Origin of the sequence: Candidatus Pelagibacter sp. Uisw_092, assembly GCF_047729545.1 — a bacterium.
Lineage (GTDB): Bacteria > Pseudomonadota > Alphaproteobacteria > Pelagibacterales > Pelagibacteraceae > Pelagibacter.
In genome coordinates, this window is record NZ_CP159824.1 from 715592 (window position 1) to 735779 (window position 20188).

Here is a 20188-nt window from a genome sequence, read left to right on the forward strand (position 1 = left end):
TATGAAAATATCTGTAGTTATAACCCTTAAAAAAGATGTTTTAGATCCTCAAGGTAAAGTTATTCACCAAACCTTAGATGGTATGGGATTTGAAGGGATCAATGAAGTAAGACAAGGAAAATATTTTGAGATTGATGCAAAAGAAAATGATAAGAAAAAAGCTGAAGCAAGAGTTGAAGAGATGTGTAAAAAACTTTTAGCAAATTTAGTAATAGAAGACTTTAAAATTATTGGATCACAATAATAAATAATGCATTCATCTGTAATAACTTTTCCTGGATCTAATTGTGACAGAGATATGGATGTTGCTTTAAAAAAATTTGGTTTTAAAAATAAAATGGTTTGGCATGATGATGTTGAACTTCCAAAAAGTGACCTAGTAGTTTTACCAGGTGGTTTTTCATATGGAGATTATCTTAGATGTGGAAGTATGGCATCAAAATCAAAAATTATGAAATCTGTTTTAAACTTTGCTCAAGGTGGTGGTAAAGTTATGGGGATCTGTAATGGTTTTCAAATTCTAGTTGAATCTGGTTTGCTGCCAGGCGTGTTGCTTAGAAATAAATATTTAGAATTTATTTGCAAAAATGTTTTTGTTAAAGCTAACAATAAAGATAATTCTTATTTTAAAGATGATAAAAAAGATGTTTATGAGTTTCATATTGCTCATAATGAAGGAAATTACTTTTGTTCTAATGAGCAAATTAAAGAAATTAATGACAATAACCAAATAGCTTTATTTTACTCAGATGAAAATGGAAATATTAATGAGCAATCTAATCCAAATGGTTCATTACAAAATATAGCTGGTGTATTTAATAAACAAAAAAATGTTTTAGGAATGATGCCTCACCCTGAAAGAATGATAGACCCTGCTCTATCAGGTGAAGATGGTTCAATATTTTTTAAAAACTTAATTAATAATTTAAAGTAATGATAGTCAACGAACAACTTGCAATCGATCACGGTTTAAAAGAAGATGAATATAAAAAAATCTGTGCTTTATTAAAAAGAGTTCCCAATATTACTGAATTAGGTATTTTTTCAGCAATGTGGAATGAGCATTGTTCTTATAAGTCCTCAAGATTTCATCTTAAAAAATTACCTACTAAAGGAAAAAATGTAATTCAAGGACCTGGTGAAAATGCTGGCGTTATTGACATCGGTGATGATGATGCAATTGTATTTAAAATCGAAAGTCATAATCACCCTTCATTTATCGAACCCTACCAAGGAGCAGCAACTGGTGTTGGTGGAATTATGAGGGATGTCTTTACGATGGGTGCAAGACCAATAGCTAATCTAAACTCAATTCATTTTGGTTCACCCCAGCATAAAAAGACTAAAAATTTATTACGTGGTGTTGTTAACGGTATAGGTGGATATGGCAATTGCATGGGTGTTCCAACAATTGCAGGTCAAACTAGTTTTGATGAATCTTATAATGGCAACATTCTAGTTAATGCCATGACCTTGGGTCTTGTTAAGAAAGATAAAATTTTCTATTCAAAAGCTGCAGGTTTAGGAAAACCTGTAATCTATGTTGGCTCAAAAACTGGTAGAGATGGAATTCATGGAGCTAGTATGGCATCAGCTTCATTTGATGATAAAATTGAAGAAAAAAAACCTACTGTTCAAGTTGGTGACCCCTTTACTGAAAAACTTTTATTAGAAGCTTGTTTAGAGTTAATGGCAGGAGATTCAATTATCGCTATTCAAGATATGGGTGCTGCAGGATTAACTTCTTCAAGTATTGAAATGGCTTCAAAAGGAAATTTAGGAATTGAAATAAATTTAAATAAAGTTCCTTGTAGAGAAGCCAACATGACACCTTATGAAATTATGTTATCAGAAAGCCAAGAACGAATGCTTATTGTTTTAGAAAATGGCAAAGAGGAAATGGCAAAAAAAATATTTGATAAATGGAATTTAGACTTTGCTGTAATTGGTAAAACAACAAAAAGTAAAAAAATTGAACTTTATTTTGACGAGGAAAAAGTTGCAGATATTCCTGTTAATACATTAGTTGAAAACTCACCTATGTATGACCGGAAATGGAAAAAAGCAAAACTACCAAAAAAGATTAAAATTGAAAAAAAATTTTTTAAAACTTTAAAAATAAAAAATGTTTTAGACAAAATATTATCCAATCCAAATGTATGTAGCAAAGAATGGATTTGGCAACAATATGATCACACTGTTATGGGTGACACTATTCAAAAACCTGGTGGAGATGCAGGTGTTGTTAGAGTTCATGGTACTAATAAAGCTGTTGCCGCATCAGTTGATTCTTCCGCCGTATATTGTTGGGCTCATCCATTAAGTGGTGGGAAACAAATTGTCTGTGAGAGTTGGAGAAATTTAATTGCAGTAGGAGCAAAACCAGTTGCAATTACTAATTGTTTAAATTTTGGTAGTCCTGAGAATGAAGAGAATATGGGTGAGTTCGTAGAATGTGTACAAGGCTTAGGAGAAGCAAGTGCTTATTTAAAATTCCCAGTAGTCTCAGGAAATGTTTCTTTTTACAATCAAACTAAAGATATTGGTATTAAGCCCACTCCTGCAATTGGGGGAGTTGGTTTAATTAAAAATTATGAAGATATGGTTACAATGGGTTTAAAAGAAGCTGATAATATACTTTTAGTTATTGGTAAAACTGAAGGTCATTTAGATCAAAGCTTATTTGCAAGAGATATTTTAAATGAAAAAAATGGACCTCCTCCTGAAATTAATCTTTTTAATGAAAAGAATAATGGTGAAACAGTATTAAAACTTATTGATAAAAGATTTATTAAGTCAGCTCATGATGTTTCTTTAGGGGGTATAATTACAGCTCTTTCTAAAATGTGTATTAAAGGTAAAAAAGGTGTAACTCTTAAAAAGCCTAATTACTTAATTAATCAGTTCGAATACTTATTTGGTGAAGACCAAGGAAGATACATTATTGAAATTAGTAAAGATGATCTAGAAAGTGCTACTAAGATACTTCAAGAAAATTCAGTACATTTTGATGAACTTGGATCAATAAATGATGATAGTTTAATAATCGACGATAAGACAAAAGTATCAATTGACGATTTGATTAAATCACATACAAATTGGTTAAATAACTACATGGACAATTAAAATGGCAATGGATTTAAAAGAAATTGAAATACTAATTAAAGAAGCTATTTCTGATGCTGTTATTGAAATTCAAGATTTAGCTGGAGATGGTAATCATTATTCTGCAACAGTAACTTCTAAAGAGTTTTCTGGCAAAAGCAAAATTGAACAACACAAAATGGTATATAATTCTTTAAAAGGAAAAATGGGCAACGAACTGCACGCATTAGCAATTAAAACAAAGGAACAATAATGGATGATAGCACAAAAAATTTAATTCAAGGTCATATAGATTTAAACGAAGTATGTTTATTTATGAAAGGAACGCCGGATGCTCCTCAATGTGGATTTTCTATGGCTGTATCAAATATGCTTAAAATTTTGGAAGTCAATTATAAAGGAATTAATGTTCTTGAATCTCAACCTTTAAGAGAAGGAATAAAAGAATTTAGTGACTGGCCTACTATTCCACAGGTTTATATCAAAGGTGAATTTGTTGGTGGTTGTGACATCGTTAAAGAAATGTATGAAAACGGTGAACTCAAGAAAGTACTTGAGGATAAACAAATTAATTTTAAAAAATAAATATTTATTATCTAGAGTAATATTCAATTACTAGATTAGGTTCCATTATTACTGGGTAAGGAACTTCATCAAACTTAGGTATTCTAACGAAAGTAACTTTTTTATTCTTTTCATCTAGCTGAATATATTCTGGAGTTTCTCTTTCTTTGTTTGCTAAAGCGATATCAATGAAAGCTAACTGTTTAGATTTATCTCTAATTTCAATTATATCTTCTTCTTTAACAACATAACTTCCAATATTAACTTTTTTACCGTTAACTCTTACATGACCATGGTTAATAAGTTGTCTTGCTGAAAATACTGTTGTTGAAAGTCTTGCTCTGTATACAACTGAATCTAATCTTCTCTCAAGTAATCCAATTAAATTTTCTCCAGTATCTCCTTTTAGCATAGTAGCTTTTTTATAAATATTTCTGAATTGTCTTTCGTTAATGTTACCGTAGTAGCCTTTTAATTTTTGTTTAGCTTGAAGCTGAATTCCATAATCAGAAGGTTTACCTTTTCTGCCTTGACCATGCTGGCCAGGACCATAGTCTCTTTTATTAAAAGGACTTTTAGGTCTTCCCCATAGGTTAATTTTTAACCTTCTATCTATTTTATGTTTAGCACTTATTCTTTTTGTCATTTGATAAGAGGGTTTATAAACTTACTCATTATTTTGTCAATCAACCTTTTTTGGACAAACTTGCGAATACACTTGATAAAATACGCGTTTCCTTCTCAGAAAGCTCCATTTTAGAAAAAATGCTTCTTAAGTTTTCAAGCATGATAGGTCTCTTCTCTAAAGGCTTAAAAAATTGTTTTTCCTCTAATTTTTTAATGCATAAGTTAGTCATTGCTTGAATATCCTTCTTGCTAGCTAAAGTTACTTTTTTAGATTTAGAATACTTTGCACCCTTTAGACTAATGATGTTTGCTAAAGTATGAGCAATAATAATGACACTATGAGACAAATTTAAAGATTTAAAATCAGGATTAGTTGTAATTTGCATGGTGTAATTAGCATAACTAATCTCATTGTTAGATAAACCAGACGCCTCAGAACCAAATAAAAAAGCTATTTTTTTATTAAAATCAATTTTTTTTAAATCTTCTAGATTAATGTGTTTAATATTTTTATTTCTAAATCTTGCAGACGTTGCAATAACATAATCTACTTTTTTTACAGCAGATTCTAAGGTTTCATGCACTTTGGCATTTATAATTAGATCTTTTGCACCAACTGAGGTTGCTAGAATTTTATCATTTGGGAAAATGGGTTTTGGATTAACAATGACTAGTTTTTTAAAGTTAAAGTTTTTTATAGCTCTAGCACAAGCTCCAATATTTTCAGATAATTGAGGTTGATGTAAAATAAATGAGATATTATTAAAAGACATTAAAGACTTGCTGGAGCATTATCTTTAAATAATTTATAATCCAAACTATCAACCAGCGCTTTAAATGAAGCATCAATTATATTTGCTGAGACACCGATCGTGAACCAGTTTTTACCTTTTGAGTTGGTGCTCTCTATTGAAACTCTAGTGATTGCTTCTGTACCTGTATTTAAAATTCTAACTTTATAATCAACTAATTTTAAATCTTTTAAATATTTAGAGTATTTATTTAATCGATCTACGTTTTGTCTAATGGCATTATCTAATGCATTAACTGGACCATTTCCTTCGCCAGTGCACATAATTTTTTCACCATCAACTTCTAGCTGTGCTTTTGCAGAAGAAATAATTACTCCTGATGAATTTTTTTTAACAGAAACATCATATTCTTTAATTAATATATATCTTGGTATTTTGCTAATAATTCTTCTAGCTAATAATTCAAACGATGCATCAGCTCCATCATAGCTATAGCCAATAAATTCTCTATCTTTTACCTCCTCTAGAAGTTTTTTAATTTTAGGATCATTCTCCTCTATTTCAATGCCAATTGTTTTTAATCTTGAGATTATATTAGATTTTCCTGATTGATCTGAAACTACAATATTTCTAGAATTTCCAACTTCTTCAGGGTCAATATGTTCATAAGTTTTTGGATCTTTTTGAACAGCTGATACGTGAAGACCGCCTTTATGAGAAAATGCAGCAGCACCAACGTATGGAAGATGTTTGTTAGGTTTTCTATTTAAAATTTCATCTAGTAATCTAGAGCATTCCGTTAATTTCTTAATATTGTCTGGTTTAATTTTTAATTGAAATTTAGTTGCAAAATCTTTCTTTAGAAAAAATGTTGGAATTAATGACATTAAATTAGCATTACCACATCTTTCACCCAAACCATTGATAGTTCCTTGCACCTGTCTAACCCCTGCCCAAACTGCAGCTAAAGAATTAGCAACTGCATTACCCGTATCATTATGCGCATGTATGCCTAAATTTTTCCCAGGTATAGTTTTAGAAACTTCTGTTACTATTTTTGTAACTTCATGAGGCAAGGTTCCACCATTAGTATCACATAAAACAATCCACCTTGCTCCTTCATCAAATGCTGCTTTAAGACATAATAAAGCATAATTTGGATTAGCTTTGTAACCATCAAAGAAATGTTCTGCATCAAACATGAACTCTTTATTCTCTTTAACAAAGTGTTTAGCTGTCTCTTTGATGTTTTCTAAGTTTTCTTCATTAGAAATACCAAGAGCTATATCAACATGAAAATCCCAAGATTTACCAACAATACAAACTGCTGGTGTGTTTGAATTTAAAAGTGCTGAAAGCCCAGTATCATTATCTGCACTACGACCAGTTCTTTTGGTCATGCCAAAAGATGTTAGTTTAGCATTATTAAATGAGTGTTTTTTTTGAAAAAATTCAGTATCTGTAGGATTTGCTCCTGGCCATCCACCTTCAATATAATCAACACCTAAATTATCTAAAGCTAAGGCAATCTTCAATTTATCATCTACAGAAAAATCAACACCTTGTGTTTGTGCACCATCTCTTAGTGTTGTATCAAATATAAAAAGTTGTTCTTTGCTCATTTTAGTTTCCAAATTGTTTTACCATCTTTGTCTTCTATTAAAACCCCTTTATCTAAAAGCTTATCTCTAATGATATCTGCTTCTTTATAATTCTTGTCTTCTCTTGCTTTATTTCGAAGAGCAATCATTTCTAAAATATCACCTTCATTAATAGATGATTTTTTCTTTTTAAACTCAATCCACTCTTCTTTTGTTTTGTTTAAAATACCAATGAAATTACAAGCTAATACAAATAAACTTTTCTCTTCGTTACCTCCCTTTAAAGCCTTGTCATAAAGCTGGTGAAGATTTGCAATATAGCCAGGTGTATTCAAATCATCGTATAATGGAGATAAAATATCTTCATCTAGAACTGTTTTGTCATTTGAAGGTAAATAAACTTCATACCATTTATCAATAGTATTTTTACAATCTTCTAAGAGCTTTTCGTTCCAGTCTAATGGTTGTTTGTAGTGAGCACTCATAAGAGCAAGTTTTAAAACTTGTCCATCAACGTTATCTTTAAAATCTTTAATCTTAAGTGTGTTGCCTGTTGATTTGGCCATTTTTTCATTAGACATAGTAATAAATGCGTTATGGATCCAGTAATTTGCAAAAACTTTAGTATCGTTAACACATCTTGATTGTGCAATTTCATTTTCGTGATGAGGAAAAATTAAATCAATTCCTCCGCCATGAATATCAAATATCTCTCCTAAATATTTCTTAGACATTGCAGAACATTCCAAATGCCAACCAGGTCTTCCTTTGCCCCAGGGCGAATTCCAAGAAGGCTCATCATCTTCAGAGGGCTTCCATAAAACAAAGTCTTCTGATTTTTTTTTATTCTCTGAAACTTCAACTCTAGATCCTGCAATTAAATCTTCTAACTTCTTATTTGATAACTTTCCATAATCTACAAATTTACTTACTTCAAAATAAACATGATTGTTTGCCTCATAGGCAAAATCTTTTTCTATTAAAGATGATATCATTTCGATCATAAGATCAATGTGATCTGTAGCTTTTGGTTGTTGTGTTGGGTTATCTAAATTTAAATAATTACAATCATCGTTAAAATCTTTAATAACATTATTAGTTAATTCAGATATTGAAACATTTTTTTCTTTTGCTGATTTAACTATTTTATCATCAACATCAGTAATATTTCTTATATAATTTATTTTATCTTGCCCATATTTTGATTTTAAAACTTTGTACAAGATATCAAAAATAACAAGGGGTCTTGCGTTACCTATATGTGGGTTATCATAAACAGTCGGACCACAAACATACATACCAATGTTTTCTTTATCTAATGGAACAAATTTTTCTTTTTTGTTACTTAGATTGTTTGTTAAAAAAATATCTTTATTCATTACTTTAGAATTATACTTTAATTATAGATTTGTGAATTTATTAGATTAGTTGGGAATCTTGCAAACTGGGATTGGTTCCATTTTATGCAGGTTCATCTTTCTTATTTTTTCATATTTTTCACGATTTATTGAATTTATATTATTCATTGCTTCTTCTAATTCTGTATATTTAAGACCTAGTTGACCTTCGTCAGTTCTAGCATCATCCCATAATCCATCTGTAGGAGCTGCTTCAATTATTTCTTGTAATATATTAATAGATTTACCTATTTCCCATACTTCTGATTTATTACAATCTGCTATAGGTGAAATGTCTACTCCACCATCCCCATATTTTGTGTAAAACCCTACTCCAAAATCTTCAACTTTATTTCCTGTGCCGACTACAATACCTTTTTTTGTAGCAGCTACTTGATATAGAGTTGTCATTCTAATTCTTGCTCTAGAATTTGCCATCCCAAGTTCACTGTCAAATTTAGATAAAGTACTTTCGAATGTTTGAAATAATTTATCTAAATTTAGAGTGTGAGCCTCAACGTTATCAAAATTTTTAACAAGCCATTCTTGATGTTTTAAACTTAAATCATGTTGTGATGATTTTTGCTTAATAGGCATCGATAAAACAATTGTTTTAATACCTGTCATTGCACTCAATGTGCTTGATACGGAAAAGTCTATTCCTCCAGAAATTCCAATAATTAAAGATTGAGCCTTACTTGGCATCTTTTTAACGTAATTTTTTATCCAATTACTTATAAATTTTGCTTTTTCTAATGGTCTCATTATCTAAAATTTAAACGAAATTGTATTTAATACAATCCTTTAAGATGCAGTTTTAATATTTTTTTTTGAATAAGCTGCATTTTTTTTAATCTCATCAGAAATTAAAAAAGCTAATTCCAATGCTTGATTGGCATTAAGTCTTGGATCACAATGAGTATGATATCTGTTAGATAAGTCTTGATCAGATATTTTTTGCGCACCACCTGTGCATTCTGTGACATCTTGACCGGTCATTTCAATATGTAGTCCACCTGCATAACTTCCCTCACTTTGGTGGCATTCAAAAACATTTTTTACTTCTTTAACAACACTATTAAATGGTCTTGTTTTGAATCCAGTTGTGGCTTTAATTGTATTTCCATGACATGGGTCACATGACCATATTACGTTTAAACCCTCTTTTTTAATTGCTCTAATTAATTTTGGTAAAAATTTAGAAACATTCTCGTGACCAAATCTAGAAATTAGAGTTATTTTACCTTTTTCATTACTTGGATTAATTTTATTACAAAGATTTATCAAGTCCTCAGGTTTTAATGTTGGTCCACATTTAATTCCAATTGGGTTTTCAATTCCTCTACAAAACTCAACATGTCCACCGTCTAATTGTCTAGTTCTATCTCCTATCCAAACAAAGTGAGCTGAGGTATCGTGATACTCACCTGTGGTAGAATCTACTCTTGTCATAGCTTGCTCAAAAGGAAGAAGTAAAGCTTCATGTGAAGTCCAAAAATTCACTGTTTTTAATCTTCTATTAAAATCAGAGTTAATTCCACAAGCATCCATAAAAGCTAATGCATCTGCAATTTTGTCTTCTAATTCTTTAAATTTTTTACCTGCAGGTGTTTTTTTGATAAAGCCTAAGTTCCAGGTGTGTACTTTTTTAAGATCAGCAAAACCTCCATGAGAGAAAGCTCTTATAAGGTTAAGTGTAGATGCTGACTGAGAGTAAGCTTTAAAAAGTCTCTTTGGGTCTGGTACTCTTGATTTTTTGTTAAATTCCATTCCATTAATATTATCTCCAAGGTAACTGGGCAATTCAACACCATCAATATTTTCAACAGGAGAACTTCTTGGTTTAGAAAATTGCCCAGCAATTCTTCCAAGTTTAATAATTGGTAGGGAGGCAGAGTAAGTGAGCACAAGTGACATTTGAAGTATTAGTTTGAATGTATCTCTAATATTATCAGGATGAAATTCTGCAAAACTTTCTGCACAATCTCCACCTTGCAACAGAAAAGCTTTTCCATCAACAACGTCAGCTAATTGTTCTTTTAAATGTCTTGTCTCACCTGCAAAAACTAATGGTGGAAAATTTTTAATTTTATCTAAAACACTATCTAAATCTTTTTGATCTGGATATTCCGGAATGTGTTTTACAGGATAATTTCTCCAGCTATTTATTTTCCAATTTTTCATATTCAACCCTGGAGTGTTCTAGCAGAGTTTAATAATTATTCAACTGTAACAGATTTTGCTAGATTTCTTGGTTTATCTATATCGTAACCTTTTTTAAGGGCTGAATAATAAGCTAGTTTTTGTAAGGGAATTGTTAGTAAAAAAGGAAGCAAATCATCATTAGTATTTTCAACTTCAATAGTTTCCCAAATATTTTCTGAAATTACTTCATCTTTACTTTTATTAGTTATTAATAAAACTTTTGCTCCTCTTGCTATAACTTCTTGCATATTTGAAATTGTTTTTTGATAGTAATTATCTCTTGGTGCTAAAACTACGACTGGCATTCCATCTTCTATTAATGCTAATGGACCATGTTTCATTTCACCTGCTGGATACCCTTCTGCATGAACATAGGCTAATTCTTTTAACTTAAGAGCTCCCTCTAACGCTATTGGAAATGAAAATCCTCTACCTAAGAACATAGATCCTTTTGCATCAGTAAAAGAGCTTGAAACTGCTTGAATTTTATTTTCTGTTAATAAAGTTTGCTCAACTAATTTGGGTAATATCCTCAGATCTTTAATCTTATCTAAATACAGCTCTTTGTTTAAATCTTTTCTCAAATTTCCTAACTTTAATATAAAAATATATAAAACAAGCATTTGGCCCATAAAAGCTTTTGTAGAAGCTACACCAATTTCTGGTCCACAGTGAATAGGTAAGACAAATTTAGAATCTCTGGCAATCGAACTTTCTAAAACATTAACTACACTACAAGTTTTCATATTATTTTTATTACATAAATCTAGGGCAGCATAAGTGTCTGCTGTTTCACCAGATTGAGAAACAAAAATATATAAGTTTTCATTTTTAAATCTATTTTTTCGATATCTAAATTCTGAAGCAACATCAATTGTTACATCAAGTGTAGTATTTTCTTCAAACCAATATTTTGCCATTAAACAAGAATGATAAGCTGTTCCACAGCCAATTAAAGTAACTGAAGAAATTTCCTTTATATCCCATGGAAAATTATAAATATTGATGTCGTTGTTAATCTTATCGACATACTCATTTATACAGTTCTTTAATGTTGTTGGCTGTTCCTCGATTTCTTTAGCCATAAAGTGTTTAAAATCACCTTTGTCATAATTCTGCTCTTTTGAAGATAATTCTAAAACTTTTTTATTAACTTTTAAGCCTTCTTCATCAAAAAACTCAACTTGGTCTTTTTTAATGATGCAAAATTCTCCATCATTTAAATACGAAATTTTATTAGTCATAGATTTTAAAGCATAAGAGTCTGATCCTAAATAATTTTCGTTAGGACCATAACCAACTGCAAGTGGAGACCCTCTTCTTGCACCCACTATGAGATCAAGCTGATCTTTAAAAATTATTCCTAAAGCAAAACTTCCATGAAGCTGTTTTAGAGTTTTGATAATTGCATCTTTTAAATTAAGTTCTTTTAAATATTCTGTTATTAAATGAACAATTACCTCTGTATCTGTCTGAGATTTAAATACATGGCCTTTGTTGATTAAATATTTTTTTAAAATTGTAGAATTTTCAATAATACCATTATGCACTACAGATACACTTTCTGATGAATGGGGATGTGCATTAATAGTATTTGGAATTCCATGCGTTGCCCATCTAACATGTCCAATTCCAATTGGACCTGACATATTTTTAACCACAGGATTTTTTTCTAAAATATCAACCCTACCTTCAGATTTAACTTCATTTAATATTCCATTTGATAGAGTTGCAATACCTGCGGAGTCATAACCTCTATACTCTAGTTTTCTAAGTGAATTAATGATTGCAGATGATACTGGTTTATTACTGGCTATCCCTATAATTCCACACATATTATTTTTGTCTTCTTTTGTAATTTTTTATTTCAATTTGTAGGGCTCTGGTTAAAGCCAACGAATTTTTTTTAACATTTTTTGTGATTACAGAGCCAGCTCCAACAATGCTATTTTCTTCAATTATAACTGGAGCAACTAATGAAGAATTAGAACCTATAAATACATTGTCTTTAATTTTTGTTTTACTTTTTTTAACACCATCATAATTACAGGTAATTGTACCAGCTCCTACATTTACACCTTTGCCTATTTCACTATCACCAATGTATGATAAATGATTAATTTTTGATTTTTTTCCAACTGTACTTTTCTTAACTTCTACAAAATTTCCAATTTTTGATCCTTCTTCAAGAGTGGTACCTGGTCTTAATCTTGCATAAGGTCCAACTTCAACTTTATCTTTTATTTTACAATCTTCTAAATGCGAAAATGAATTAATAGTTACATTATTGCCAATTTTAACTTTTTTCCCAATGACAACATACGGATTAATAGTAACATTTTTTCCAATCTTTGTATCTTTTGAAAAAAAAATAGTTTCAGGACCAATCATCTTTATACCAGACTTGATAAAAAATTTACGAAGTTTTTCTTGTTCAAGGTTAGAATTTATTTGTTTCATCTGGAAATATTTTTATATTAAGTATATAGATAACTTAATTCACAATTTATTTCTTAAAAATACTTTATTAATGACTCAAAAATACTCAATTTTATTTGACCTAGATGGAACATTGGTCGATACCGCACCTGATTTAATGAATGCTCATAATCATGTAATGAAAAAATATGGTTATCCAACTAAGTCTACGGCAGATATTAGAAATCTAGTTGGGCAAGGAGCTGGAGCGATGATTGGTAGGTCTATATGGGGACAGGCTAAAAAAGAATATCATAGCGTCTCAGATCAAAAAATTAAAGATAAAATGTCTAAAGATTTTGTTGAATATTATGGAAAGAATATTATCAAACAAAGTACTCTTATTAATGGAGTTAAAGAATTTTTAAAATGGTGCAAAGAAAAAGAGATTTCAATGGCAGTTTGCACAAACAAGCAAGAGCACTTAGCAATTGACCTTTTAAAAAAAATTGGAATTTATGATTATTTTGAATATGTTGCTGGATCAGATACTTTTGATTATTGCAAACCTGATCCAAGACACATAACAAGTATAATTGAAATAATTGGTGGTGATGTAAAAAGATCTCTAATGTTTGGTGATAGTGAAACTGATGCAAATGCTGCAAAGGCTGCCTCTGTTCCTGTTATTTTATTAGAAAATGGTTATACAGAAAAAAATTCCAATGAAATTTACCATAATCATTTGATAAAAGACTTTATTGGTGTTGAAAAGATAGTTTCAACTTACTTAAAAGATTGATTTAATTTTTTTTCTTACTATTAATAGGGCTGCATAATTAAGGAGGCCTAATGATTTCACATAAAGTTAAAGTTTACCCATCAAAAATTCATTTACCTAAAAAAAATCAATTAGCATGGAAAATTGCTGAAATAGCTTCTGATAATGCAAAATTAGATAAAGCTGCAATTGAAATGGTTATTAATAGAATAATTGATAATGCTTCAGTTGCTATTGCTTCTTTAAATAGAAAAGCTGTTATCTCTTCAAGAGAAATGGCTCTAAAACACCCTAGAAAAAATGGTGCAAATTTATTTGGTATTGATTCAAAATTGAAATTTGATTGTGAGTGGGCTGCTTGGTCAAATGGGACAGCTGTCAGAGAGCTTGATTTCCATGATACTTTTTTAGCAGAAGATTACAGTCACCCAGGAGATAACATTCCACCAATTTTAAGTGTAGCTCAACAAACTAAAAAAAGTGGACTAGATTTATTAAGAGGAATTATCACAGGTTATGAAGTTCAGGTTAATTTGGTTAAAGGAATTTGTTTGCATAAACATAAGATTGATCACATTGCACACTTAGGACCAAGTGTTGCAGCAGGTTTAGGAACAATGTTAAAATTAAATACCGAAATAGTTTATCAAGCAGTTCAACAAGCATTACATACAACAGTTTCAACGAGACAATCTAGAAAAGGTGAAATCTCTAGCTGGAAAGCTTACGCCCCTGCTCATGCTGGTAAACTTGCAATCGAAGCAATTGATAGAGCAATGCGTGGTGAAGGCGCTCCAAGTCCAATTTATGAAGGAGAAGACAGTGTTATAGCAAGAATTTTAGATGGCAAGAAAGCTTTATATAATGTGCCTCTACCTAAGAAAAAAGAATCTAAGAAAGCGATACTAGAGACCTATACAAAAGAATATTCAGCCGAATACCAGTCTCAAGCACTGATAGATATTGCAAAAAAACTTAATAAAAAAATTCCTAATTTAAATCAAATCAAAAAAATTGATATTCACACAAGTCATCACACTCATTACGTAATTGGTACTGGTGCAAACGATCCTCAAAAAATGGATCCTAATGCAAGTAGAGAAACACTAGATCATTCTATCATGTATATTTTTGCAGTGGCACTTGAAGATGCTGATTGGCACCATGTTAAATCATATACCAAACAAAGAGCTAATAGAAAAAGCACTATAAAAATTTGGAAATCAATTACCACCTTTGAAGATAAAAAATGGACTAAAAAATATCATGATCCTAATCCAAAGAATAAATCATTTGGTGCAAAGGTTGTGGTTACCTTAAATAATGGTAAAAAAATTACAGAACAATTAGATAGAGCTGATGCTCACCCTTATGGAGCACGTCCGTTTAAAAGACAAAATTATATAAATAAGTTCTTAACGTTAACAGACGGTATCTTAGATAAAAAAGAAAGTTCCCGTTTCTTAAAAGTTGTTCAAAATCTTAAAAACTTAAAAACTGGAGAGTTAAATAAATTAAATATCCAGGTTAAAAAAAGTCAGATAAAGAAAAATACCAAACAAGGAATTTTTTAATGCATTTTGTAGAAAAAGAACCTAGTCAAAAAAGAGCTGACTTTGTCAGTAAATTAAAATCAAATAAAATTTTAAGAGTTCCAGGTGCTTATAACCCACTAACAGCAAAACTAATTGAAGAAATTGGTTATGATGCAGTTTATGTATCAGGTGGAGTTATGGCTAATGATTTAGGTTTTCCAGATATAGGTTTAACTACACTACAAGATGTTAGTACTAGGTCTTATTTAATATCTAGAGTTACAAGTTTACCAACGATTGTTGATATCGACACTGGTTTTAAATCTTGTGAAGAAACTATTAAAACTTTTGAAGAGTTTGGCGTGTCAGCTGTTCACTTAGAAGATCAAGTAGAACGAAAAAGATGTGGGCACTTAGATAATAAAGAATTAATTTCAGCTGAAGCAATGGTTAAAAAAATTAAAGAATGTGTTGCAGCTAAACAAGATGAAAATTTTAAGATTATAGCAAGATCTGATGCTAAGGGAGTTGAGGGAATAGATAAGATGATTGATAGATGTAAGGCATATATTGATGCTGGAGCAGAAATTATTTTTCCAGAAGCTTTACATGACGAGAAAGATTTTGAAAAAGTTAGAAAAGAACTGTCATGTTACTTGCTCGCTAATATGACTGAGTTTGGAAAATCTAAGTTATTCAATTACAAAGAATTAGAAAATTTTGGATACAATATTGTTATTTATCCAGTAACCACACAAAGATTAGCCATGAAAAATGTAGAAGATGGCCTTAGAGACATTTTTGTGAATGGACATCAGAATAATATTATTGATAAAATGCAAACTAGAAAAAGACTTTACGAGTTAGTTGAGTATGAAAAGTACAACTCGTTAGATGAAAAAATTTATAACTTTAGTACGGAAGGACATGAATAATGAGTGATGATATTAAAAAAGGTTTACTAGGAATAATTGTTGATGAGACTGAAATTTCAAAAGTTATGCCTGAAATTAACTCTTTAACTTATAGGGGTTATGCAGCTCAAGATTTATGTGCAAGATGTGACTTTGAAGAAGTTGCATATTTAATTTTAAATAAAGAATTACCAAATAAAAACCAGCTAAAAGAATTTAAGAAAGAATTATCTAAAGAAATAACTTTATCAAAAAATTTAATAGATATTTTAAAAAAGATTCCTAAAAACTCTCACCCGATGGACGTTGCAAGAACTGCCGTCAGTGTTATGGGTCTTGAAGATAAAGAAACTAAAGACAACTCCCCTAAAGCAAATTTAAGGAAAGCAATTAGAATTTTTGCAAAAACTCCAACTGCATTAGCTGCTTTTTATAGACTTCGAAAAGGGAAAAAAATTATAGCACCAAAGAAAAAGTTCAATTTTTCAGAAAACTTTTTCCATATGTGCTTTGGAAAAGTTCCAAACAAAGAAATTGTTAAAGCTTTTGATGTATCACTAATTTTATACGCTGAGCATAGTTTTAACGTATCAACTTTTACAGCAAGAACTATTACCAGTAGTTTATCGGATATTCATGGAGCAATAACAGGTGCGATCGCTAGTTTAAAAGGTCCTCTTCATGGTGGTGCTAATGAAGAAGTAATGCACATGATGAAGAAAATCAAAAAACCTGAGAATGCCTTAAAATGGATTACTAAAGCCCTTAAAAATAAAGATGTGGTGATGGGATTTGGTCATAGAGTTTACAAAAGTGGAGACTCAAGGGTTCCAACAATGAGAGAATATTTTAAAAGAGTGGCAATCATTAAAAAAGATAAAACATTTGAAAAAATTTACGACATTGTTGAAAAAGTAATGATTAAAGAAAAAAATATTTATCCTAATGTTGATTACCCAACAGGACCTACTTACCATTTAATGGGATTTGATACTGATTTCTTTACCCCTATATTTGTAATTTCAAGAATTACAGGTTGGTCAGCTCATATTATGGAGCAACATGCTGCTAATAAATTAATTAGGCCCCTTGCAAGTTATAAAGGTAGTAAACACAGAAAAGTTATTCAATTAAATCAAAGATAGTTTTAAAAAACTTATCTCAAGACTATTTAATTTTTCATACAGATAAAAAAAGGGGACAGTAAATACCATCCCTTTAAATTTTAATTTAGTAAAATCTGACTTAACTAAAAGCTTCTGTCCAAGTTCCTTGCGTAGATGCTTTGGAATATTCAGTAGAACGACCTTCGAAGAAGTTCATATGTTCAACCGCATTCAACATAGAATCTAGCCATGTAAGTGGGTTTTTGTCCACATCGTAAATTGGATCTAATCCAAGTTGAGATAATCTTCTATTAGCAATAAATCTTATGTAAAGTTTCACATCTTGCGCTGTAAGACCTTCCATAGGACCCATTTCAAAAGCTAAATCAATGAAAGCATCTTCGTGCTCTATAATCGTTCTACATGCTTTATAAAGTTCTGCTTTTAATTCAGGAGTCCAGATTTCTGGGTTCTCATGAATGAACTCTTTAAACAATCTAATCATAGAATTACAGTGCAACGTTTCATCTCTTACTGACCAAGTAACAATTTGGCCCATCCCTTTCATTTTATTGTGTCTTGGGAAGTTAAGTAAGATTGCAAAACTTGCAAACAATTGTAAGCCTTCAGTGAATGCACTAAACACAGCTACGGTTAACGCAATATCTTTTTTTGAACTCATGTCAAAATTTTGCATGTAGTCGTATTTATCTTTCATCTCTTTATATTTCATGAACGCAGAGTATTCTGACTCAGGCATTCCAATCGTATCAAGTAAATGAGAGTAAGCTGCTATGTGAACTGTTTCCATTGAAGCAAAAGCAGTCATCATCATTAAAACTTCTGTAGGTTTGAATACAGTCGTATAATGTCTTAAATAACAATTTTGCACCTCAACATCAGCTTGAGTAAAAAATCTAAAGATTTGCGTTAATAAATTCTTTTCAGACTGAGTTAAATTTTTCTGCCAATCTCTAACATCATCACCAAGTGGCACTTCCTCTGGTAGCCAGTGAATTCTTTGTTGTGTTAACCAAGCATCATAACACCATGGATATCTAAAAGGTTTATAAACCGGGTTTTCAACTAGTAATCCCATTTTTTGCGGTTGAGCTATTTCTTCTTTTGGTGGTTGAATAATTTTAGTATTCATTTTTTCTACTGACATGATAGGCACTCCTCATATTCTGGTTGTTCAGTTGTTTGTGGTTTTGACTTATAAACATTTGCGGTAACATCAGTTGCTTTAGTATCATTGACATTTTCCGCACGTTGAATTGATTTTGATCTGCAGTAATAAAGGCTCTTTAAACCTTTTTTCCAAGCATCAAAATGAATTTTATGTAGTTCTCTTTTGTGAATATCTGCTGGTACAAATATGTTAATTGATTGAGCTTGAGATATAAAAGGTGTTCTATCTCCACTTAATTCAATAATCCATTTTTGATCTAACTCAAATGCTGTTTTAAAAACATCTTTTTCTAAATTAGTTAAAAAATCTAAATGAGAAACAGACCCTTGGTTTGTTGTAATACCAGACCAAACATCATCATTATTTTTTCCATGTTTTTCTAATAACTCTACTAAATATCTATTTCTAACATTGAACGAACCAGAAAGAGTTTTGTGGGTGTAACTGTTAGCTGCAACTGGCTCTACTCCAGGAGATGCTCCACCACATATAATTGAAATCGATGCAGTTGGTGCAATCGCGGTTTTGTTTGAAAACCTTTCATTAAAACCATAATCAGCAGCATCTGGACAAGCTCCTCTTTCATCTGCTAAATCTTTTGAGGCTTGATCTACATGCTCTTGAATATGTTTAAATATCTTTTTATTCCAAGCTTTACTCATAACAGATTCAAGTGGAATACTATGCTTTTGTAAGTAAGAATGGAAACCCATAACACCTAAGCCAACACTTCTTTCTTTTTCTGCAGAATATTTTGCATCATCAAATTGCTCTGGAGCTCTTTCAATAAAATCTGTTAATACATTATCTAAAAATCTCATAACATCGTTAATCATAACGTTATCGTCTTTCCATTCATCATACTTTTCTAAATTTAAGGATGATAAACAACAAACAGCAGTTCTATCTCTTCCATTTTTATCTATACCCGTAGGTAAAGTAATCTCACTACAGAGGTTAGAAGTTTTAACGGTTAAGTTGGCAAGTTTGTGGTGTTGTGGAATTTGTCTGTTAACTGTATCGATATAGATAATATAAGGTTCACCTGTTTCAATTCTTGCAGTTAATAATCTAATCCATAAATTTCTTGCAGAGATAGTTTGTTGCACAGTTCCGTCAGCAGGACTTTTTAATGCCCATTGCTCATCTGTCTCAACAGCTCTCATAAACGCATCAGATACTAAAACACCATGATGAAGGTTTAAGGCTTTTCTATTTGGATCTCCACCCGTTGGTCTTCTCATTTCTATAAATTCTTCAATTTCAGGATGCTCAATTGGAAGATAACAAGCAGCCGATCCTCTTCTTAATGAACCTTGGCTAATTGCCATTGTTAACGAGTCCATTACTTTAATAAAAGGAATTATTCCTGAAGTCTTACCAACTTTACCAATTTTTTCTCCAATAGATCTAAGGTTACCCCAGTAACTTCCGATCCCACCACCTTTAGCAGCTAACCAAACATTCTCACTCCATAGATCAAGTATTCCATTTAAGCTGTCTGATGCTTCATTTAAAAAACATGAAATTGGTAAACCTCTTTTAGTTCCACCATTTGATAAAACTGGAGTTGCTGGCATGAACCATAAATTACTAATGTAGTTATAAATTCTTTGTGCATGTAAATTGTCATCTGCGTATGAACTTGCAACACGGGCAAATAAATCTTGATAAGATTTGTTATTTCCTAAGTATCTATCTTTTAAAGTTGCTCTACCAAAATCTGTTAATTTAGAATCTCTTGTTCTGTCAATTTTAATAATAATGCCTTTTTCATTTTGAAAAAGTTCAGTGTCATTACTAAGTGAAAATAAATCTGGTCCTTTATTTTTTGAAAGTTCGCTATTATCAGGGCTATATTCGGAGACAGCTTTCTTAAGTGCCTGTGATAGTATTTTGTTCATATTTTAATATTTTATAAGTTTTTTTTTACAAAACAACTACATGTTGTATGCTGAAATCATTGATACACCATATAAATAGTTATTCAA

The 20188-nt window shown here is 30.8% G+C and carries 19 protein-coding genes; 9 read left to right on the forward strand and 10 right to left on the reverse strand.

Going from position 1 to position 20188, the window contains the following annotated elements:
• Nucleotide 1: 1 nt before the first annotated feature.
• Genes purS through grxD form a run of 5 tightly spaced genes read left to right on the forward strand, consistent with a single transcriptional unit; the run spans nucleotide 2 to nucleotide 3690 of the window.
• The gene (gene purS, locus ABXT63_RS03975) at nucleotides 2-244 is read left to right on the forward strand and encodes a phosphoribosylformylglycinamidine synthase subunit PurS (protein WP_415320244.1); all 243 of its coding nucleotides are present in this window, start codon (nucleotides 2-4) and stop codon (nucleotides 242-244) included.
• A gap of 6 nt (nucleotides 245-250) precedes the next feature.
• Nucleotides 251-934 (forward strand): phosphoribosylformylglycinamidine synthase I, encoded by a 684-nt coding sequence (gene purQ / locus ABXT63_RS03980; protein WP_415320245.1) that lies wholly within the window; start codon nucleotides 251-253, stop codon nucleotides 932-934.
• Entirely contained in the window at nucleotides 934-3126 is a 2193-nt protein-coding gene (gene purL, locus ABXT63_RS03985) for a phosphoribosylformylglycinamidine synthase subunit PurL (RefSeq protein WP_415320247.1), read from the forward strand. Before purQ ends, purL begins: the two co-directional genes overlap by 1 nt.
• Nucleotide 3127: 1 nt before the next feature.
• Entirely contained in the window at nucleotides 3128-3358 is a 231-nt protein-coding gene (locus tag ABXT63_RS03990; RefSeq protein WP_415320249.1) for a BolA/IbaG family iron-sulfur metabolism protein, read from the forward strand.
• Nucleotides 3358-3690 carry a Grx4 family monothiol glutaredoxin gene (grxD, locus tag ABXT63_RS03995; RefSeq protein WP_415320250.1) on the forward strand — a complete coding sequence of 111 codons (333 nt, stop codon included), beginning with the start codon at nucleotides 3358-3360 and terminating at the stop codon, nucleotides 3688-3690. The genes ABXT63_RS03990 and grxD overlap by 1 nt, the downstream gene beginning before the upstream one ends.
• Nucleotides 3691-3697: 7 nt before the next feature.
• Here grxD and rpsD read toward each other — a convergent pair whose 3' ends face one another.
• Genes rpsD through ABXT63_RS04035 form a run of 8 tightly spaced genes read right to left on the reverse strand, consistent with a single transcriptional unit; the run spans nucleotide 3698 to nucleotide 12711 of the window.
• Nucleotides 3698-4315 (reverse strand): 30S ribosomal protein S4, encoded by a 618-nt coding sequence (rpsD, locus tag ABXT63_RS04000; protein ID WP_415320252.1) that lies wholly within the window; start codon nucleotides 4313-4315, stop codon nucleotides 3698-3700.
• A 40-nt stretch (nucleotides 4316-4355) separates the two neighbouring features.
• Nucleotides 4356-5069, reverse strand: a complete 714-nt coding sequence (locus tag ABXT63_RS04005; RefSeq protein ID WP_415320254.1) for an RNA methyltransferase — start codon at nucleotides 5067-5069, stop codon at nucleotides 4356-4358.
• Nucleotides 5069-6670 carry a citramalate synthase gene (cimA, locus tag ABXT63_RS04010; protein ID WP_415320256.1) on the reverse strand — a complete coding sequence of 534 codons (1602 nt, stop codon included), beginning with the start codon at nucleotides 6668-6670 and terminating at the stop codon, nucleotides 5069-5071. The genes ABXT63_RS04005 and cimA overlap by 1 nt, the downstream gene beginning before the upstream one ends.
• On the reverse strand, nucleotides 6667-8028 hold the full coding sequence (gene cysS / locus ABXT63_RS04015; RefSeq protein WP_415320258.1) for a cysteine--tRNA ligase: 1362 nt from the start codon (nucleotides 8026-8028) through the stop codon (nucleotides 6667-6669). Before cysS ends, cimA begins: the two co-directional genes overlap by 4 nt.
• Before the next feature lie 45 nt (nucleotides 8029-8073).
• Nucleotides 8074-8811: an NAD(+) synthase gene (gene nadE / locus ABXT63_RS04020; protein ID WP_415320260.1), complete on the reverse strand. Its 738-nt coding sequence runs from the start codon at nucleotides 8809-8811 to the stop codon at nucleotides 8074-8076.
• Between the two features lie 39 nt (nucleotides 8812-8850).
• Nucleotides 8851-10230, reverse strand: a complete 1380-nt coding sequence (locus tag ABXT63_RS04025) for a class II 3-deoxy-7-phosphoheptulonate synthase (RefSeq protein WP_415320262.1) — start codon at nucleotides 10228-10230, stop codon at nucleotides 8851-8853.
• A 35-nt stretch (nucleotides 10231-10265) separates the two neighbouring features.
• Nucleotides 10266-12086, reverse strand: a complete 1821-nt coding sequence (gene glmS, locus ABXT63_RS04030; RefSeq protein WP_415320264.1) for a glutamine--fructose-6-phosphate transaminase (isomerizing) — start codon at nucleotides 12084-12086, stop codon at nucleotides 10266-10268.
• Nucleotide 12087: 1 nt separating this feature from the next.
• Nucleotides 12088-12711 (reverse strand): DapH/DapD/GlmU-related protein, encoded by a 624-nt coding sequence (locus ABXT63_RS04035; protein WP_415320266.1) that lies wholly within the window; start codon nucleotides 12709-12711, stop codon nucleotides 12088-12090.
• A gap of 70 nt (nucleotides 12712-12781) precedes the next feature.
• Between ABXT63_RS04035 and ABXT63_RS04040 the strand changes: the two genes are divergently transcribed.
• The 4 genes from ABXT63_RS04040 to ABXT63_RS04055 are packed head-to-tail and all read left to right on the forward strand — an operon-like array spanning nucleotide 12782 to nucleotide 17044.
• On the forward strand, nucleotides 12782-13471 hold the full coding sequence (locus ABXT63_RS04040) for an HAD-IA family hydrolase (RefSeq protein ID WP_415320268.1): 690 nt from the start codon (nucleotides 12782-12784) through the stop codon (nucleotides 13469-13471).
• A gap of 50 nt (nucleotides 13472-13521) precedes the next feature.
• Nucleotides 13522-15024 (forward strand): MmgE/PrpD family protein, encoded by a 1503-nt coding sequence (locus ABXT63_RS04045; RefSeq protein ID WP_415320270.1) that lies wholly within the window; start codon nucleotides 13522-13524, stop codon nucleotides 15022-15024.
• Entirely contained in the window at nucleotides 15024-15920 is an 897-nt protein-coding gene (gene prpB / locus ABXT63_RS04050; protein WP_415320272.1) for a methylisocitrate lyase, read from the forward strand. Before ABXT63_RS04045 ends, prpB begins: the two co-directional genes overlap by 1 nt.
• Nucleotides 15920-17044 (forward strand): bifunctional 2-methylcitrate synthase/citrate synthase, encoded by a 1125-nt coding sequence (locus ABXT63_RS04055; protein WP_415320274.1) that lies wholly within the window; start codon nucleotides 15920-15922, stop codon nucleotides 17042-17044. Before prpB ends, ABXT63_RS04055 begins: the two co-directional genes overlap by 1 nt.
• Nucleotides 17045-17144: 100 nt before the next feature.
• Here the strand turns inward: ABXT63_RS04055 and ABXT63_RS04060 are convergent, their stop codons facing one another.
• Both ABXT63_RS04060 and ABXT63_RS04065 read right to left on the reverse strand, forming a co-directional pair.
• Nucleotides 17145-18158, reverse strand: a complete 1014-nt coding sequence (locus ABXT63_RS04060; RefSeq protein ID WP_415321942.1) for a ribonucleotide-diphosphate reductase subunit beta — start codon at nucleotides 18156-18158, stop codon at nucleotides 17145-17147.
• A 5-nt stretch (nucleotides 18159-18163) separates the two neighbouring features.
• The gene (locus ABXT63_RS04065; protein WP_415320276.1) at nucleotides 18164-20101 is read right to left on the reverse strand and encodes a ribonucleoside-diphosphate reductase subunit alpha; all 1938 of its coding nucleotides are present in this window, start codon (nucleotides 20099-20101) and stop codon (nucleotides 18164-18166) included.
• Between the last annotated feature and the right edge of the window lie 87 nt (nucleotides 20102-20188).

Excerpts from the sequence above, each read along its gene's own strand:
- purS (WP_415320244.1), top strand. The coding sequence starts at position 2 with ATGAAAATATCTGTAGTTATAACCCTTAAAAAAGATGTTTTAGATCCT.
- purQ (WP_415320245.1), top strand. The coding sequence starts at position 251 with ATGCATTCATCTGTAATAACTTTTCCTGGATCTAATTGTGACAGAGAT.
- purL (WP_415320247.1), top strand. The coding sequence starts at position 934 with ATGATAGTCAACGAACAACTTGCAATCGATCACGGTTTAAAAGAAGAT.
- ABXT63_RS03990 (WP_415320249.1), top strand. The coding sequence starts at position 3,128 with ATGGCAATGGATTTAAAAGAAATTGAAATACTAATTAAAGAAGCTATT.
- grxD (WP_415320250.1), top strand. The coding sequence starts at position 3,358 with ATGGATGATAGCACAAAAAATTTAATTCAAGGTCATATAGATTTAAAC.
- rpsD (WP_415320252.1), bottom strand. The coding sequence starts at position 4,315 with ATGACAAAAAGAATAAGTGCTAAACATAAAATAGATAGAAGGTTAAAA.
- ABXT63_RS04005 (WP_415320254.1), bottom strand. The coding sequence starts at position 5,069 with ATGTCTTTTAATAATATCTCATTTATTTTACATCAACCTCAATTATCT.
- cimA (WP_415320256.1), bottom strand. The coding sequence starts at position 6,670 with ATGAGCAAAGAACAACTTTTTATATTTGATACAACACTAAGAGATGGT.
- cysS (WP_415320258.1), bottom strand. The coding sequence starts at position 8,028 with ATGAATAAAGATATTTTTTTAACAAACAATCTAAGTAACAAAAAAGAA.
- nadE (WP_415320260.1), bottom strand. The coding sequence starts at position 8,811 with ATGAGACCATTAGAAAAAGCAAAATTTATAAGTAATTGGATAAAAAAT.
- ABXT63_RS04025 (WP_415320262.1), bottom strand. The coding sequence starts at position 10,230 with ATGAAAAATTGGAAAATAAATAGCTGGAGAAATTATCCTGTAAAACAC.
- glmS (WP_415320264.1), bottom strand. The coding sequence starts at position 12,086 with ATGTGTGGAATTATAGGGATAGCCAGTAATAAACCAGTATCATCTGCA.
- ABXT63_RS04035 (WP_415320266.1), bottom strand. The coding sequence starts at position 12,711 with ATGAAACAAATAAATTCTAACCTTGAACAAGAAAAACTTCGTAAATTT.
- ABXT63_RS04040 (WP_415320268.1), top strand. The coding sequence starts at position 12,782 with ATGACTCAAAAATACTCAATTTTATTTGACCTAGATGGAACATTGGTC.
- ABXT63_RS04045 (WP_415320270.1), top strand. The coding sequence starts at position 13,522 with ATGATTTCACATAAAGTTAAAGTTTACCCATCAAAAATTCATTTACCT.
- prpB (WP_415320272.1), top strand. The coding sequence starts at position 15,024 with ATGCATTTTGTAGAAAAAGAACCTAGTCAAAAAAGAGCTGACTTTGTC.
- ABXT63_RS04055 (WP_415320274.1), top strand. The coding sequence starts at position 15,920 with ATGAGTGATGATATTAAAAAAGGTTTACTAGGAATAATTGTTGATGAG.
- ABXT63_RS04060 (WP_415321942.1), bottom strand. The coding sequence starts at position 18,158 with ATGAATACTAAAATTATTCAACCACCAAAAGAAGAAATAGCTCAACCG.
- ABXT63_RS04065 (WP_415320276.1), bottom strand. The coding sequence starts at position 20,101 with ATGAACAAAATACTATCACAGGCACTTAAGAAAGCTGTCTCCGAATAT.